This window comes from Sphingobium limneticum (assembly GCF_008710155.1).
GTDB classification, from domain to species: Bacteria; Pseudomonadota; Alphaproteobacteria; order Sphingomonadales; family Sphingomonadaceae; genus Sphingobium; species Sphingobium limneticum.
Genome location: NZ_VYPZ01000030.1, coordinates 15,368 through 31,170 on the forward strand (window position 1 = coordinate 15,368; position 15,803 = coordinate 31,170).

14 protein-coding genes and 2 pseudogenes are annotated in these 15,803 nt (G+C 64.4%); 11 read left to right on the plus strand and 5 right to left on the minus strand.

Going from position 1 to position 15,803, the window contains the following annotated elements:
- Window positions 1-8: 8 nt before the first annotated feature.
- The 3 genes and pseudogenes from F4U94_RS20715 to copC form a co-directional block, all read right to left on the minus strand.
- Complete coding sequence (locus F4U94_RS20715) at window positions 9-683, minus strand: class I SAM-dependent methyltransferase (protein WP_020820524.1); 675 nt, start codon at window positions 681-683, stop codon at window positions 9-11.
- 36 nt (window positions 684-719) lie between these two features.
- Window positions 720-1,664 carry a copper homeostasis membrane protein CopD gene (gene copD, locus F4U94_RS20720; protein WP_007406374.1) on the minus strand — a complete coding sequence of 315 codons (945 nt, stop codon included), beginning with the start codon at window positions 1,662-1,664 and terminating at the stop codon, window positions 720-722.
- 4 nt (window positions 1,665-1,668) lie between these two features.
- Window positions 1,669-2,045: pseudogene (gene copC / locus F4U94_RS20725) on the minus strand (copper homeostasis periplasmic binding protein CopC).
- 132 nt (window positions 2,046-2,177) lie between these two features.
- On the opposite strand from copC, the gene F4U94_RS20730 reads away from it, so the two are divergent.
- The 9 genes from F4U94_RS20730 (at window position 2,178) to F4U94_RS20770 (ending at window position 9,913) form a co-directional block, all read left to right on the plus strand.
- Window positions 2,178-2,447, plus strand: coding sequence for a hypothetical protein (locus tag F4U94_RS20730; RefSeq protein WP_037447996.1), 270 nt, complete (start codon window positions 2,178-2,180; stop codon window positions 2,445-2,447).
- Window positions 2,447-2,887, plus strand: coding sequence for a periplasmic heavy metal sensor (locus F4U94_RS20735; protein WP_026109207.1), 441 nt, complete (start codon window positions 2,447-2,449; stop codon window positions 2,885-2,887). The genes F4U94_RS20730 and F4U94_RS20735 overlap by 1 nt, the downstream gene beginning before the upstream one ends.
- Window positions 2,884-3,450 (plus strand): RNA polymerase sigma factor, encoded by a 567-nt coding sequence (locus tag F4U94_RS20740; RefSeq protein ID WP_017501305.1) that lies wholly within the window; start codon window positions 2,884-2,886, stop codon window positions 3,448-3,450. Before F4U94_RS20735 ends, F4U94_RS20740 begins: the two co-directional genes overlap by 4 nt.
- Window positions 3,451-3,517: 67 nt before the next feature.
- Window positions 3,518-5,470 carry a copper resistance system multicopper oxidase gene (locus F4U94_RS20745; RefSeq protein ID WP_015449251.1) on the plus strand — a complete coding sequence of 651 codons (1,953 nt, stop codon included), beginning with the start codon at window positions 3,518-3,520 and terminating at the stop codon, window positions 5,468-5,470.
- Window positions 5,467-6,654 (plus strand): copper resistance protein B, encoded by a 1,188-nt coding sequence (locus tag F4U94_RS20750; RefSeq protein ID WP_150412193.1) that lies wholly within the window; start codon window positions 5,467-5,469, stop codon window positions 6,652-6,654. Before F4U94_RS20745 ends, F4U94_RS20750 begins: the two co-directional genes overlap by 4 nt.
- A gap of 89 nt (window positions 6,655-6,743) precedes the next feature.
- On the plus strand, window positions 6,744-7,217 hold the full coding sequence (locus tag F4U94_RS20755) for a DUF305 domain-containing protein (protein ID WP_015449253.1): 474 nt from the start codon (window positions 6,744-6,746) through the stop codon (window positions 7,215-7,217).
- A 58-nt stretch (window positions 7,218-7,275) separates the two neighbouring features.
- Window positions 7,276-8,811 (plus strand): PAS domain-containing sensor histidine kinase, encoded by a 1,536-nt coding sequence (locus F4U94_RS20760; protein ID WP_030089528.1) that lies wholly within the window; start codon window positions 7,276-7,278, stop codon window positions 8,809-8,811.
- Entirely contained in the window at window positions 8,801-9,424 is a 624-nt protein-coding gene (locus F4U94_RS20765; protein WP_015449255.1) for a response regulator transcription factor, read from the plus strand. Before F4U94_RS20760 ends, F4U94_RS20765 begins: the two co-directional genes overlap by 11 nt.
- An 81-nt stretch (window positions 9,425-9,505) precedes the next feature.
- The gene (locus F4U94_RS20770; RefSeq protein WP_016743851.1) at window positions 9,506-9,913 is read left to right on the plus strand and encodes a response regulator; all 408 of its coding nucleotides are present in this window, start codon (window positions 9,506-9,508) and stop codon (window positions 9,911-9,913) included.
- A gap of 62 nt (window positions 9,914-9,975) precedes the next feature.
- Here the strand turns inward: F4U94_RS20770 and F4U94_RS25620 are convergent.
- A pseudogene (locus F4U94_RS25620) lies at window positions 9,976-10,278 on the minus strand (CorA family divalent cation transporter); the annotation flags it as partial.
- 611 nt (window positions 10,279-10,889) lie between these two features.
- Window positions 10,890-11,720, minus strand: coding sequence for an SDR family oxidoreductase (locus tag F4U94_RS20780; protein ID WP_150412194.1), 831 nt, complete (start codon window positions 11,718-11,720; stop codon window positions 10,890-10,892).
- 69 nt (window positions 11,721-11,789) lie between these two features.
- Here F4U94_RS20780 and F4U94_RS20785 point away from each other — a divergent pair, with 69 nt between their 5' ends.
- Entirely contained in the window at window positions 11,790-12,356 is a 567-nt protein-coding gene (locus F4U94_RS20785) for a TetR/AcrR family transcriptional regulator (RefSeq protein WP_015449258.1), read from the plus strand.
- Window positions 12,357-13,094: 738 nt separating this feature from the next.
- Window positions 13,095-15,797, plus strand: a complete 2,703-nt coding sequence (locus tag F4U94_RS20790) for a TonB-dependent receptor domain-containing protein (protein ID WP_015449259.1) — start codon at window positions 13,095-13,097, stop codon at window positions 15,795-15,797.
- Window positions 15,798-15,803: the final 6 nt, after the last annotated feature.

Here is a 15,803-nt window from a genome sequence, read left to right on the forward strand (position 1 = left end):
GGCCGGGATCAGCCAAGGTCGTTCGCAACCGTAAGGCCCTGGGCCTGCGCCGGTCGATGCGCGGTAAGCAATTCGATCGCGCCGGTGATGGTCAAGAGCCGAAACGTCTCGGCCACATGCCTGAAGCCGGCCGCCGCGATCAGGCCGGGGAGCACGCCGTCGGCGTTGGGTCGGGTATCATCGATGCCATCGAGTCGCTGCACGGTCAGGCGAAAGGCGAGCCGCATGAGACCGTGCTGGCGGCCATAATCTGCGATCACCAGGCGGCCACCCGGGCGCAGCATGGCGAACATGGCGCGCAGGGTTGCCGCCTTCTCCCTGACCGGCATCTGATGCAGCACGAGACTCGATACGACAGCGTCGGCGGTGCCCGGGGCCACGTCCCTGGCAAATCCCTGACGCCAGTCGATATCGGCCTGCCGCGCAGCGGCCTTGTGCCGCGCGATGTCGAGCGCCTCGGCATCGGGATCGAGACCGATCACCTGCGTCCTGGGCTCGGCTTGCTTGAGCATCAGCGCGAAGCTGCCGGTGCCACAGCCGACGTCGACGACCGTCTCACCGGCTTTGGGCGCCAGGGCGGCGAGCATGGCGGCACGCCACCGCTTCTCCCGCGTCCACAGGCGGATCGCGCGATCATAGTCTTTCGTCGATCCGGTCCCGAGCGGCGGGGTGTAGGATTGCATTGGCATCTCCCAACGCGAGGCGTCCGAAACGATAAGCTACATCGACATGGGCGGCGATAGTGTCCCCAGCCAGGCGACGAGCCCGAGAATGACGATCGCAAGCCCGCCTTCGACGACGAGGCTCGCGCGCAGCAGCGCCTGCGCCCGTGGCGCGTCCTCTTCCTCGATCGCCTGCGCAAGTGCCGGGGTCAGGCGATAACGGTTGAGCGCGGCCAGGCCCAGCATGCCGGCGAACAGCAGCAGCTTGGCGATGAGCAGCAGGCCGTAGGTCGACTGCCCGAGCGAGGCGATGTTGCCCGGACCGACGAGGAACCAGCCGTTCACCGTCCCGGTCAGGATCAGCAGGGCGACGATGATCGTGCCGACGAGGGAGAAGCCCCGCAACGCTTCCTCGGCGAGCGTGACCCGGTCCATGTCTTGAGCGGCGAGATCGTCGGTTGCGAGCCTGGGAAGTACCAGCGCGAGGAATGCGGCAAGCGCGCCGACCCAGGCGCCGGCGGCGAGCAGATGGATGAGATCGGCCCCCAGTTGCAGCCAGCCCGCCTCGCCTTCGCCAGCCGCGCCATGCCCACTCCAGGCGAGGGTCGCGAGTGCGACCGCGCCTGCCAGAGTGGAGGCGATGAAGGCAGGACGGGATTGCCGGCGATAGAAGGGGATGGAGAGCAGAAGAACGAGGAGCGCGACGAGGCGCGCCTTCAGCGCCGTTCCCATGGACGTGCCGTTGAACAGCTCTGCGACCATGGAAAGATCAGGCTGGGTGAGCGGCAGCCCGGTCATGGCCGCTGCCTGCAACGCGAACCCCAGCGCCGACAGCAGGAGGGCGAGACAGGCGAGACCGGCCACCATTGCTACCATCGGCAGATGCCGCTGTACCATCCGGCCGCCGCCGGGCGCATAGAGCGCGAACAGCGGCAGGCCGAACAACAGGCCGAGATCGACGTAGAGCGCCCAGCGGACGGCGACGAGTGCCACGTCGTTCATGGCGTCACTTGACGGTAAAGGCGAGATTGCCCTGGATGCGGTGCGTGTCGGTCGAGACGACGTGCCAGGCGACCTGATAGCTGCCCGCCATGAGCGGCTTGGCGAGCGTCAGCACGAGCGTCTTGTCGCCTTCGACGGACGTCTTGAAGCCGGTTACCGCCATGCGGTGGTTGGGCATGCCGGGCATGCCGTCATCACGATCTCGGCGCCCGACAGCTTCGGCATCAGACCTTCACTGAAGGTGAGCGTTATACGCGACGGCGCCGGGACGCTGGCGTTGGCGGCGGGCGTCGAGGACACGAGCTTGGGATGGGCGTAGGCCGGAGCAGAAACACTCAGGCCGACGGCGGCGATGGCTGCGAGCGGCGAAAAGAAGCGCATTTGGACATTCTCCTGTCAGTGACATGAGAGAATACGCAGCCGCGACCTGCACCCCTCGCAATTTTCTTTTTGTTCCCGGACAAGGGTTAGAAGACCACCCTGCGTATTGAGAAGAGAAGACGGAGAAACATCATGGACCACCTCGACGACATGCTCAGCCGGTTGCGGGAAGCGCCGCTCGATCCCCGGCTTGCCGGGCTGGACAGCCGCGTCATGGCCGAGATCGCCCGGCTCCAGGCCATGCCGCGCCTGAGCGCCACGACCTTCGGTGTCGCAGCCGCGGTCGCGCTCTTCATCGGCATCGCCGGTTCCGCGGTGCCAGTGCGTTCGGCAGATGCTGCGGCATCGCCCTTCGACGCGCGGCTCGCGCTCGCTCCTTCGACGCTGCTGAGCGCGCAATGATGCGCGATCGCCGCGGCCTTCTCCTTCTCGTGCTGCTGACGTTTGTTGCGGCAGTAGCGGGGGTCGTGATCGGCCGGCTCTATGTCGTGCCGGCGCCCCCTGTCGAGAATGAGCTGCACGACCTGCTCCATCGCGATCTCAAGCTGGATAGCGCGCAACATGCACGGCTCGAGGCTATCGAAGCCCGCTACGCCATCCGCCGACAGGCCCTGGAAGCGGAACTGCGCGCCGACAATGCATGGCTCGCGCAGGCCATCAGGTCGGAACATGGCTATGGGCCTCAGGTCTCCGCCGCCGTCGACCGGTCACACCAGGCGATGGGCGCGCTGCAGAAGGAAACGCTCGAGCATATCTTCGCGATGCGTGCGGTGCTCCGCCCCGACCAGACGGTGAAGTTCGACGACGCCGTCGTGAAAGCGCTGACGGCCGAGAAAAAATGACGCTCCACCTCCCCGACTGCTCGGACGGGGAGCTTGCGGCTCTGGCGCTGGGGGGCCGGCAAGCGGCCTATGGCGAGCTGGTCCGCCGGCATCAGGGCTGGGTACACCGTCTCGTGCGCAGCCATGTCGGTAGCCCCGACGAGGCGCTCGACGTCACTCAGGCGAGCTTCGTGGCCGCCTTTTCCGCGCTCAGCCGCTATGATGGGACGCGGCCCTTCCCGGTCTGGATGTCGCGGATCGTCATCAACAAATGCCACGACTGGCGCCGTCGCCGTGCGGTCCGCAATTTCTTTTCCTTCGCCCTCCCTCTGGGCGAAGCCGAACATATCGTCGACGACGCCCCCTCGGCCGACCGCGCCCTGGATGCCGAACAGCAACTCGCCGAGGCGATGACGGCGATCGCCGCCCTGCCCGCCTCGCTCAAGGACACGCTCATCCTGCGGACGATCGACGAGAAATCGGAAGCCGAAACCGCCGAGATCCTCGGCATCTCCCAGAAGGCCGTCGAGACCCGCCTCTACCGCGCCCGGGCGCGCCTCGCGGAAAGTTTGAAGAAAGTTTGAGGGGCAGGCGGGTGGGCTGCGTATTTCCAATAGGTCCGCCCTCTTTCCGCAAGCTGAGACAAACCGAATGATTTCTGCCCTCGACCGCCGCCAGTTCCTTCGCGGCGCGGCCCTCGCCGGTGGTGGCGCCGCATTATCAGCCTGGCTGCCTGCCTGGGCGCAGACCATCTCGCCGGGGATGCGACCGACGCTACCGACCGTGTCGGGCGAAGACATCACGCTGACCATCGCCCGGCAGTCGATGAGCATCGACGGGCGCCAGTTCCGCGCAATCGGTCTCAACGGCACGGTCCCCGCCCCGCTGATCCGGCTGCGCGAAGGCCAGCGCGTGCGGCTCAACGTCGTCAATCAACTCGAGGAGGACAGCTCGATCCACTGGCACGGGCTGATCCTGCCGGCCAATATGGACGGCGTGCCGGGCGTGTCTTTTCCGGGCATCAAGCCGGGATCGAACTACCTCTACCAGTTCCCCGTCGTGCAAAGCGGCACCTACTGGTATCACAGCCATTCGGGCCTGCAGGAGCAGGAAGGCCATTACGGCCCGATCATCATCGACCCCGCCGGTGCCGATCCGGTCGCCTATGACCGCGAGCATGTCATCGTGCTCGCCGATCACAGCGCACTCTCGCCGCAGGCGATCTTCCGGCGTCTCAAGGTCAACCCCGGCCATTTCAACTTCCAGCGCCAGACGCTGGCCGGGCTGCTCTCGGGCAAGGACCAGCCACTCAAGGACCGGCTCGACTGGGGCCAGATGCGGATGGACCCCGCCGACATCTCCGATGTCACCGGATCGACCTACACCTATCTCGTCAATGGCCATGGTCCGATGGACAACTGGACCGCGCTCTTCACCCCGGGCGAGCGGGTGCGGCTGCGCGTCATCAATGCGTCGGCGATGACCACCTTCAACGTCCGCGTACCCGGCCTGCCGCTCAGCATCGTCCAGGCCGACGGGCAGAATGTGGTGCCCGTCACCGTCGACGAGTTCCAGATCGGTGTCGCCGAGACCTACGACGTCGTTGTCAGCCCAGGCGAGGACAAGGCCTATACTCTTGTCGGCGAGGCCATCGACCGCTCGGGTATGGCGCGTGCCACGCTCGCGCCGCGCGCCGGCATGGCTGGCGAGGTGCCTCCCTTACGCAAACGGCCGCTCGCCGACATGAAGGACATGGGCATGGACATGTCCTCGATGCCGGGCATGGAAGGCATGGACATGTCGGGCGGCGCTATGCGGGGCGTCGATCCGACGGCCGAGAAGAACGCGTCCGCGCGCCTCGCGACCGGCGCGGCGGCAGCGATGGCGACCATGGACAACAGCGCCATGGCGGGCATGGACCATTCGGGGATGGATCATTCCGCGATGAGCGGGATGGATCATGGATCGATGGCCGGCATGGACCACGGCGCGATGGGCGCCGATGGCCAGATGGCGGGCATGGATCATGGCGGGCACGCGATGGGTTCGATGAAGATGCGCGACTTCTCGAACGCGCCGCAGGTGAAGCGCGATCCGAGCGTCCAGACCATCTCGCCGATGCCCGTCGACCGCACCGGCGAGCCCGGCCAGGGCCTCACCGACGTCGGCCACAAGGTGCTCGTCTACAAGGATCTGATGGCGCTCGAGCGCAATCCAGACGTGCGCGCGCCGAGCCGCAGCATCGACATCCACCTCACCGGCAACATGGAGCGGTTCATGTGGTCGTTCGACGGCGAGAAAATGTCGGACCATCACGAGCCGATCCCGTTCATCGAAGGCGAGCGGGTGCGCGTCAATCTCATCAACGACACGATGATGGGGCATCCGATCCACATCCACGGCCATTTCTTCGAGCTGGTGACCGGGCATGGCGACCATGCGCCGCGCAAGCACACCGTCATCGTCCAGCCCGGCGGCAAGGTGAGCTGGGACTTCACCGCCGACGCGGTCGGGGACTGGGCCTTCCACTGCCATCTCCTCTACCACATGCATGCAGGGATGATGCGGGTCGTGAGCGTGCGTCCGAAGGGAGACGCGCAATGACCCGCATCCTCACGCCGCTGGTGAGCGCGATCGCCCTTCTCGCCGCCGCACCCGCCTTTGCCCAGGATCATTCGATGCACGACATGCCCGGCATGGCGCCGCCGGGCGGGGCGCGGCCGGCGCAGGAGAAAAAGAAGGACAAGGCCGCCGCGCCGCGCCCCAAGCCCACTGCCAGGCCGCGCGCTCAGAAGCCAGCGCCGGACACCATGCCGGCAATGGACCATTCGCAGCACCAGACCACTCCCGCGGCGCAAGCAAATGCGGCCGGTCAGCCGCAATCCACGTCTCCCGCAATGCCGGAGATGCCGGGCATGGACCACTCCCAGCATCAGGACGGCGCGATGCCCGACATGCCCGGGGTGGACCATGCGCAGCATGGCCAGACAGCGACGCCGGGAACGCCCGCCATGCCCGGCATGCAAATGACCGGCACCGCACTTCCGGCCGGCAATGCGCCCCCGCCGCCGCCCCCAGGCGACCACTTCGCCGATCGGGATTTTCCCGGCGGCGAGATGGCGCGCTCGCGCGACATCATGATGAAGGACAGCGGCGGCAACAATTTCGGGCAGGTGCTGCTCAACCTGTTCGAGTATCAGGCGCATAGCGGCCGCGATGGCTATCGCTGGGATGGCGAAGGCTTTTACGGCGGCGACATCAACCGCCTCTGGCTCAAGAGCGAGGGCGAAGGCGAGTTCGGCCGCGGCATCGACAGCGCCGAGGTGCAGGTGCTCTACAGCCGGGCCATCGACCCCTATTTCAATCTTCAGGGCGGTATCCGCCAGGACTTCGGCCGCGGGCCCGACCGCACCTACGCGACGATCGGCGTCGAGGGCCTGGCTCCTGGCATGTTCGAGGTCGAAGGCGCGCTGTTCCTCTCGACCAAGGGCGATGTTCTGGGCCGGGTCGAGGGCTATTACGACCAGCGCATCACCCAGCGCCTGATCTTGCAGCCGCGCGCCGAGGTCAATTTCGCCGCGCAGGATATTCCGGAGAACGACATCGGTTCGGGGCTGGTCAACATAGAGCTCGGCGCGCGCCTGCGCTACGAATTCAGCCGCCAGTTCGCACCTTACATCGGCGTTTCCTATCTGCGCAAAGCCGGAGACACGGCGCGGCTGTCGAGGCTTGCGGGCGAGGACGTCCATGCCACCAGCTTCGTCGCCGGCGTTCGCTTCTGGTTTTAGCATCAGGAGGCTGATGGTGGGGGCGAACAAGAGAGCGGGGCGTTACACTCATACCCAGGTCGGCCGGCGCCGAGCGAAGGAGATACGCCATGGACCATTCGTCCCACATGAACACCCGGAAGATGGGTGCCTATTGGAGCCTTGCCGTTCAGACCGTCATCAGCGGCGTCATCATGTATCTGGTGATGTTCGTCATGATCGACGGGCTCGACAGCTTCTACAACAACCTCAACATGCTCTACATGACGCTGATGATGGTCGCACCGATGGTGGTGCTGATGATCCTCGCCATGCGACACATGTTCGTGTCGAAGGCCGCCAACATCGCGCTGATCGCCGCGTCGCTGGTCGCCTTCTTCGGCAGCTTTGCACTCATCCGCACCCAGACCACGATCGGCGACACGGCCTTTCTGCGCTCGATGATCCCGCATCATTCCGGGGCGATCCTGATGTGCCAGGAAGCAAAGCTCAGCGATCCGGAAGTCATCCGGCTTTGCGAAGCGATCAAGCGCTCGCAGCGGCAGGAAATCGACGAGATGAAGGCCATACTCGCGCGGCGCTGAGTGGCACGGTCGGGCTACGCCCGGATACGTGCGCCCGGCCAGGTATGTGAGCCGGCCGATGGTCGACACGAGGCGCGGGGCGGACGAGATTGCCAGGGAGGTGGTGCGGCTTGCGCCGTTGTTCCTGCGACAGGCTGGCGGCCATGTCCTGACGCTGCTCGATCCTGCCGGGATCGTGCTGAGCTATAATGAAGAAGGCGAGCGTGCCGAATGCTGGCCCCTCGATCGCGTCCTGGGACAGCCCCATGACCTGTTCTACCCGCCCGACGAGATTGCGGCCGGCCGCCCGTGCGCAGACCTGGCGGCCGCCCTTCACGAAGGCACGCTGGAGCGCGAAGCGTGGCGGGTCTGCGAGAACGGAGCGGAGTATCTCGCGCGCCTGACGATCAGCGCCCTGTTCGAAGGCGACGCACATCGAGGCTTTGCCTGCATCAGTCGCGATGTCACCGACGAGGCGGCGGTCAGGGCGTCAATCGAGACCCGCGAGCAGCATCTCCAGTCGATCCTGGCGACCGTCCCCGATGCGATGATCATCATCGACGAGACCGGCGACATCACGTCGTTCAGCGCGGCCGCCCAACGCCTGTTCGGCTATTCGGAAACCGAGCTCGTCGGCCGCAACGTCTCCTGCCTGATGCCCCAGCCCGATCGCGACCGGCATGACGAATATATCGCGCATTATCTCCAGACCGGCGAGCGCCGGATCATCGGCCTCGGCCGCGTCGTGGTCGGCCAGCGCCGCGACGGCTCGACCTTCCCGATGCAGCTGTCGGTTGGCGAGGCCGGTGAAGACGGGCAGCGGTTGTTCACCGGCTTCATCCGGGATCTCACCGCCAAGGAGCAGGATGAGCTCAGGCTCAAGGAACTGCAGGCAGAGCTGGTCCATGTCTCCCGGCTGAGCGCGATGGGCACGATGGCCTCGACCCTCGCGCATGAGCTCAACCAGCCGCTTGCCGCGGTCGCGCTCTATCTCGAGACGATCCGCGACATGCTCGACGAGCGGGACGACGAACCCTTCGTGTCGCTACGGTCGGTGATGGATGATGCGGCACAGGAAACGCTGCGGGCCGGCCATATCGTCCGGCGCCTGCGCGATTTCGTCGCCCGCGGCGAGGTCGACAAGAGCCTCCACGATCTGCCGCAGGTTGTCGCCGAGGCGAGCGAGCTCGCGCTGGTCGGTGCACGCGAGCGCGGCATCCGCAGCTTCTTCGCGGTCGATCCCGCCGCGACGCCGGTTCTCGTCGACAGGGTGCAGATCCAGCAGGTGCTGGTCAACCTGATGCGCAACGCCATCGAGGCGATGGCGGCGTGTCCTGTTCGCGACCTCAAGGTAGCGACCAGGTTGCGCCCTGACGGGCTGATCGAGGTGACCGTGGAGGATACCGGCCCCGGCATCGCCGACGAGGTCCGGGAGCAGCTCTTCACGGCGTTCAAGTCGACAAAGGCCGACGGCATGGGCCTCGGCCTTTCGATCTGCCGGACCATCATCGAAGCGCATGGGGGCCGTATCTGGATGGAGCGCCCCGACCGCGGCGGCGCGCGCTTTCATTTTACCTTGATCCATGCGCGGGCGGAGGAGGAACATGGGGGATAGACGCGTCATCCATCTGGTCGACGACGAGGAGAGCATCCGCAAGGCGGCGAGCTTTGCGCTCAAGACCGCGGGCTACGACGTCGTGACCTATGCCTCGGGCGTGGAGTTTCTCAAGGAGGCGAAGTCGGCGGCCGTCGGCTGCGTCATCCTCGACGTGCGCATGCCCGAGATGGACGGTCTCGAGATTCAGGCCGCCATGGCAGCACGCGGGGTCAATATGCCGGTCATCGTCCTGACCGGCCATGGCGACGTGTCGGTTGCGGTGCAGGCCATGAAAGGCGGCGCGGTCGACTTTCTCGAGAAGCCCTTCGAGAAAGCCGCCCTGCTCGGCGCCGTCAGCCGCGCGTTCGCGCGTCTCGACGATGTCGACCTTCGCACTCTGGAAACCTCTGAAGCCGGCGTGCGGGTCGCTGCACTGACGCCCCGGGAGCGTGAAGTGCTGGAAGGGCTGGCGAACGGCCTGCCCAATAAGACGATCGCCTATGACCTGGGCTGTTCATCGCGAACGGTCGAGGTCCATCGCGCGAGCCTGATGGCCAAGCTCGAGGTCCGCAATTTGTCCGAAGCCCTGCGGATCGCCTTTGCCGCGGGCATGGGCCGCAAGCCGAAGTGACTGCGACCTCTACGTAGCGACGGGACGAGGCGCGATATGCGATCGATGGTGCAATCGTCACACGGGTGTCCGCTTCTCGCAATGCCATCGGTCCGTTCCACTCAGCATGATGGCAGATACACCATCCTCGTCTCCGACGACGATCCCGGCGTGCGGCGTGGCCTCCAGCTGCTGCTGAGATCGCGCGGCTATGCCGTGTGGGGATATACGACCGGCCACGCGCTGTTGGCCGACCCCCGCGCGAAGGAGGCAGACTGCGTCATCCTCGACTATCGCATGCCCGACATCGACGGATTCGCGATGCTGCGTCACCTTCGCGAGATCGGATGGTCGGGACGCGCGATCATGATCTCAGGCTTTCATGACACGCTGCTGGCCTCGCGGGCCGCTGAGGCGGGCTTCGATCATGTTCTCGCAAAGCCGCTGATCGGCAGGGCTTTGCTCGAAGCGTTGGACCGGCACCGCATCGAGACGCTTCGAAAGCATTGAATTGTGGCGGCCGGCCCCCGGCAGCCTCAGCCCGGCGCGATGTGGAAAGCCGATCTGCGCCGTCAAAGCCAGTGGCTACGTTTGAACCGGATGTAGAGCCCAATGCAGACCGCAGCGATGACGCCGAGGATGACGAAATATCCCCATTGCGTCTTCAGTTCGGGCATATTCTCGAAATTCATGCCGTAGATTCCGGCAATCGCGGTAGGCACCGCGAGGATCGCAGCCCGGGCGGCAAGCTAACGGGTGATCGCACCTTGGCGCTGCTGTTCGAGCAGGTGACTCGCCTCGAACACCGAGATCAGGATGTCGCGGATGCCGGTGATGGCGCTCTCAACCCTGAGCATGTGATCGTCGAGCTTCGAAATCTGGTGGCCGTTGTCGGCACCTTCCATGGCAAGCGGGTGAAGGCCGTAATTCCCGGCGATGTCGGCAAGTTCTGTTTCGCTGGGCTGGGACATTTTGATCCACACGAAGTCATCCTTGCCGACGTGCTCGCACGCCGGATCGATCAGGGTCGCCGGCCGTAGCCGTTTGCCATTGTGACAAAGAACGGCGGCGGCGACCGGAAGCCGTGTGCCTCGCCTATTGAGACGCGCGCACAAACACTCGTCATTCTTCAAGCCCAATCGCAGGAAGAAGAAGGCGGCGCGCAGCAATTCGAGCGAGAGCTTATAGAAAATGCGGCGGAGCGTTGGGTTTCGCAGAAGGCCGCTCCCGTTCATGACGCGCGTGGCTGGGCGGCGCGCTGCCACATCAAGGGCACGCAGACTGCGAAGGTCTGCGCACCCTTGATTGGCGACCGCGAGGGTTTTCCTCTCTTGCGATGGTACCAAGCGATTGCCCGTGTGGCGCCTCTGCAATCGTGTCGGATGACTATACCTAAGTATCGGATAACGGCGCTGACGACAGGGTTGGCGGGCCCCGGTGAGGCGCGTCGCACCGCGCGGAGACGAAAGCTGGAAGACGGAAAAGCTCAACTGTCGAAAGCGACCGAGCGCGCGAGCGCTTCCTGGGACTGCAGAAAGGCGAGCCGCGATTGCAGCGCCGCCTGGACAACGCCGAAAGCGTCACCCCCCAGAGTCACGCGCAGCGGCGGATGGTCGCTGGTTGCGACATCAACGATCGCTTGCGCGATCTTTTGCGGGTCGAGCGTGTAGAGCTCGTTTCCGGCGGTCTCGAACATCTTGCGGATATGGCCGGCGGGCGTATCGCGATACGCGGCGATCTCGCTGGCGAATTGCAGATTGTGGCTGAAGCTGGTGCGCGCCCCGCCCGGCTCGATCAGTGTCACGAACAGGTTGAAGGGTTCAAGCTCCTGGCGGAGGCATTCGCTGAAGCCCTCCAGGCCCCATTTGGCCACATGATAGAGACTGCTCGTCGGAAGCGAGCCCTGACCACTAGCGCTGGAGATCTGGATGATCCGGCCGCTCCCGCGCAGCCGCATGGCGGGGACAAAGGCGCGGGTGATGTGGATGGGCGCCATGAGATTGAGCGCGATCTGGCCTTCGACCTCGGCGTCCGACATCTCTTCGGTGGCGCCGATCACGCCGCCGCCGGCGCTGTTGACCAGAATATCGACGGGTCGACGCGCCTGCGCCCGGGCCACGACCGCAGCAATATCGTCCTTGACCGTGACGTCGAGCGCTTCGACGCGCAGCTGGCTCGGATATTTCGCCGCGAGATCATCGAGGCTTTCGGGCTTGCGGGCCGTCGCGGTAAGGTCGTCGCCAGCGGCCAGGATCAGTTCGGCCAGATGGCGGCCGATGCCGCTGGACGCGCCCGTGAGAAACCAGTGATTGGACATATGTTACTCCATATATTACCAACTGGTAGGTAACTTGAAACCTGGAATGCGTCAATGCTTGGAGGTGTGATGAAGCAACGAACCCGGCGGAATGCCGCACAGAGCCGCGAGACGCTCCTGGCTGCAGCGACCGAGGAGTTCGCGTCCCATGGGCTGGCGGGCGCGCGGATCGACCGGATTGCGCAGGCGGCGGGTATCAGCAAGCCGATGCTCTACACCTATTTCGGGGACAAGGAGGCGCTCTTCGATGCCGCGCTGACGCAGGAAGTGATGGACGCGGCGCAGGCCGATCGCTTCGATCCCAATGATCTTGAGGGTTATGCGGGGCGCACCTATGACTTGCTGGTCGAACGCCCGCGCCTGTGGAGGCTGCTGACCTGGCATCATTTGGAGCGTGGCCAGGATGTTCTGATGCTCCCGGCCGGCGAGGTCCTTCTCGGGGAGAAGCTGGACGGGATCGCAGCGGCGCAGGCCGAGGGGCGGATCGTCGCCGACTTCACGCCCCTGGATGTCGTCCGGCTTGTCGCCGCCCTCACCCAGCTCTGGTGCATGACCGGAGCTGCACGCGACGCTGCCGAGCACGCGGCGCGCCGGGCGACGATCATGCGGGCGGTGGGGCGACTGCTGCGCGTGTGATCGTGCGAGGCGCGAGCTGCACGCCCGCGCGCCGACCGGGACACAGCAAGCATTTTTCGCAACCTGCCGTACTGCCCAGCGGCAAAATCAGGGCGGCTCATGCACAAGCCGGCCCGTCGGCTCCGCGGATGCGATCGACGTTCGAGGACTGCGCCGCCACTGCCGAACCGGATTGGATCATCGCCAAGTGACCCAGTGGCTGCGCGACGATCTCAGGTCGCCGGACTCGTCGCACGACGTTTCGTCAGGAGTCGTTTCATCTGCCTCAAAAGGCGAACCTGCGGCTCAATCCGGAAGAAGGCGCGACACATCCAGGAAACGAGGATCAAATGCGGTCCGCATCGGTATTACTTTCCCTGGCGCGTGCAAGCTCAGCAAAGGACTAATGTTCCCGGAGCATCTCTAGCGCTATACCTAGGTATATCACGCCGACACCAATAACATGTGATCATGCCGCTTCGCATTCTTGCCGGCCAAATGTCCCGATCATCAAATCGAAGCGTGCGAGGCTGTATTACGATATGATATTCTATCTCCTATCTCAGCAGCTTTGCAAATGAGCGCTCGCAAAAATATCTCTTCAGTCATGAGGGTTCGACGTCTGGCGTGCGTATTATAGCTATATCTATATCTAAATTTCACGAGAATAAGGTATTGGAAAAACAGGAAAAATACTGTTGACCTGTATATACAACTGATGTTGTCTGTGGCTGTTCTAAAACGTCAGGGGGATTGCACATGACCATCAGGATGGCCCTGCTCGGCAGCGCCGCCATCGTCGCGGGCTACGCCGCGCCGGCTCTCGCTCAGGCCGATCCGACACCGCAGCCAAAAGCACAAGTCCTGGGGGATGACAGCGACATCGTCGTTACCGGCTCACGAATCCGTCGGCAGGATCTGGCCGGGGTTGGACCGGCCACCGTGGTCACCGCCGAGCAGATCCAAAATACCGGCATCGTCAATATCGAAACCGCCTTGCAGCGTTTGCCGGCCAATGCCGGCTTCGCGGGCAACCAGACATCGGCCTACTGGACCAACAACGGTTATGGCACTGCTCAGGTCAATCTGCGCGGCCTCGGCATCAAGCGCACACTCGTGCTCCTCAACGGCCGACGCCTCGTCGCGGGCGGCACCGGCGCCAATTCCTCACCCGATCTCAACATGATCCCGGTCGTGGCGCTGGCACGCACCGATGTCCTCAAGGATGGCGCGTCCGCTATCTACGGGGCCGATGCCATGGCCGGCGTGGTCAACCTTGTCACGCGCACCGATTATGAAGGCCTGGGTCTCAGCGTCCGACAAGGCATTACCGAGCGCGGCGACGGCTCCGATCTCACCGCGGACCTACTTTGGGGCATTCGCAACGATCGTGGCGGGTTCATGGCAGCAGTCACCTACCAGAAGACCAGCGCCGTCAACATGGCCTCGCGTGCGCCCTGCTCGCTCGCTGAAACGACGCCGGGCTCGCTGAGCTGCGTCAACAGCGCCTCGACGATCGGCGGACGCGCGGTGCTGCCCAACGGCCAACAGATCAACTTCAACCAGGTACCCGGAGGGAACGGGAACTTCTACGAGCCTTACAGTCCCGCCAAGCACAACTTCAACTCGAACCCGTTTCTCAATGCGGTCAGCCCAGTCGAGCGCGTCAGCACGGCCTTCTTCGCGGACTATGCGCTGACCGACGGTATCCAGGCGTTCGGCGAGTTCCTCTATACGTTCCGCAAGTCGAATCAGATCGCGACACCCGGCACGCTGCGCAATCTCTCGATACCAGCCAGCAATCCGACCAATCCGACCGGCCAGAACCTGGTCCTGGCCCAGCGCCGCCTCGCCGAACCCGGCGCGCGCCACTTCTTCCAGGAGACCGATACCTGGCAAGGCACCTTCGGGCTGCGCGGCAAGCTGGCGAACGACTGGGCCTGGGAAGTCGCGGGCAGCTTCGGGCGTAACACGGCCGTCGACGGCTCGACCAACATCGCCAATCTCGAGCGCGTCGCGAACACGCTCGACAGGAGCAAATGCTCCAGCACGGCGGGCGCGGCCATCCCCTGCGGTGACTATCTTGGGTTCGGAGACCTGACACCTCAGGTTCTGGATTATATTCTGTTCACCTCGCGCGATCGCGGAGGCAACGAACTCGGCACGGTCACGGCTGACCTCAACGGCGATCTCTTCTCCCTTCCAGCCGGCGCGGTGTCCTTCGCCACCGGCGTGGTCTATCGGCGCGAAAAAGGCTGGCGCGATCCCGACCCGTTGACGGTGCTCGGCGTGGCGAACGTCAATCAGCAGGATCCTATTTCGGGCTCGAGCACCGCCAAGGAAGCCTATCTCGAGCTATCGGTGCCGGTGCTTGCCAACACAGCTTTCGCCAAGGCGCTCACGCTCGATGGCGCAGTCCGCTACTCAGACTATAATCTCTTCGGGAGCGACTGGAATTACAAGCTCAGTGCCGACTGGGTAGTCAATGACAGCATCCGTCTGCGCGGCACTTATGGGACGGGCTTTCGCATTCCCAACGTGCCGGAGCTTTTCGGCGGCGTCTCGGAAGGCAATCTGACCACGACCGATCCCTGCTCGCGCTACACCTCCAGCGGCAACGTGACCTTGATCGCCAATTGTCAGGCGTCCGGTGTGCCGGCCAACTATACGCAGCTCGGCACCACGATCCTCACCACAGTGGGCGGTAACCAGAGCCTTCGGCCCGAAAGCTCCACGACCTGGACCGTTGGTACGGTGATATCGCCGCGCGGCATCATCCCAGGGTTGTCGCTGACGGCAGACTGGTTCGACATCAAGATCAAGGACGCGATCCGGGCCATTCCCGGCTCGACCAAGCTCGCAGTCTGCTATGCGAGCCAGAACCTGTCGCACCCGTTCTGCAGCGACTTTACGCGCAGCGCGCTGACCGGCGAGGTCACTTACCTCTCCGCCCAGCCCATCAACACCGGCCGCGAGGAGATGAATGGTCTCGATCTGGGTCTGGTGTACAGTGGTGCGGTGGGCGAGGTGAAGATCTCCTTGGATCTCAACATGACCTATCTCAACAAATATGTCGTAAACCCCTTCCCCGGCGGCGCGCCGATCTATTTCGACGGGTTTATCGGGGGCGGCAATGGCGGCTATCCGAAATGGCGTGGTTATGGCGTGCTGACGGCGGAAAAGGACGGCATCAGCGCGACCTGGTCGACACAATGGATCGGCAAGGCGACCGACTTCAACGCATCGGCCGGCGACATCGGCTACCGCACGCCGAACGTCTTCTACCACAATCTTCAGCTTGCCTTCGCGATCGACGAGAAGACACGTTTCCAGATCGGGGCCGATAATCTGTTCGACCGCAAGGCGCCCTATATCCAGAGCTTCACCGATGCCAACACCGACACGATGACCTATGATCTGCTCGGACGGCGCTTCTACGCCGGCTTCCGAACCGCGTTCTGAAGGGCA

Bases quoted from the DNA above. Each gene is read 5' to 3' on its own strand.
- F4U94_RS20715 (WP_020820524.1), bottom strand. From the start codon at position 683: ATGCAATCCTACACCCCGCCGCTCGGGACCGGATCGACGAAAGACTAT.
- copD (WP_007406374.1), bottom strand. From the start codon at position 1,664: ATGAACGACGTGGCACTCGTCGCCGTCCGCTGGGCGCTCTACGTCGAT.
- F4U94_RS20730 (WP_037447996.1), top strand. From the start codon at position 2,178: ATGGACCACCTCGACGACATGCTCAGCCGGTTGCGGGAAGCGCCGCTC.
- F4U94_RS20735 (WP_026109207.1), top strand. From the start codon at position 2,447: ATGCGCGATCGCCGCGGCCTTCTCCTTCTCGTGCTGCTGACGTTTGTT.
- F4U94_RS20740 (WP_017501305.1), top strand. From the start codon at position 2,884: ATGACGCTCCACCTCCCCGACTGCTCGGACGGGGAGCTTGCGGCTCTG.
- F4U94_RS20745 (WP_015449251.1), top strand. From the start codon at position 3,518: ATGATTTCTGCCCTCGACCGCCGCCAGTTCCTTCGCGGCGCGGCCCTC.
- F4U94_RS20750 (WP_150412193.1), top strand. From the start codon at position 5,467: ATGACCCGCATCCTCACGCCGCTGGTGAGCGCGATCGCCCTTCTCGCC.
- F4U94_RS20755 (WP_015449253.1), top strand. From the start codon at position 6,744: ATGGACCATTCGTCCCACATGAACACCCGGAAGATGGGTGCCTATTGG.
- F4U94_RS20760 (WP_030089528.1), top strand. From the start codon at position 7,276: ATGGTCGACACGAGGCGCGGGGCGGACGAGATTGCCAGGGAGGTGGTG.
- F4U94_RS20765 (WP_015449255.1), top strand. From the start codon at position 8,801: ATGGGGGATAGACGCGTCATCCATCTGGTCGACGACGAGGAGAGCATC.
- F4U94_RS20770 (WP_016743851.1), top strand. From the start codon at position 9,506: ATGCCATCGGTCCGTTCCACTCAGCATGATGGCAGATACACCATCCTC.
- F4U94_RS20780 (WP_150412194.1), bottom strand. From the start codon at position 11,720: ATGTCCAATCACTGGTTTCTCACGGGCGCGTCCAGCGGCATCGGCCGC.
- F4U94_RS20785 (WP_015449258.1), top strand. From the start codon at position 11,790: ATGAAGCAACGAACCCGGCGGAATGCCGCACAGAGCCGCGAGACGCTC.
- F4U94_RS20790 (WP_015449259.1), top strand. From the start codon at position 13,095: ATGACCATCAGGATGGCCCTGCTCGGCAGCGCCGCCATCGTCGCGGGC.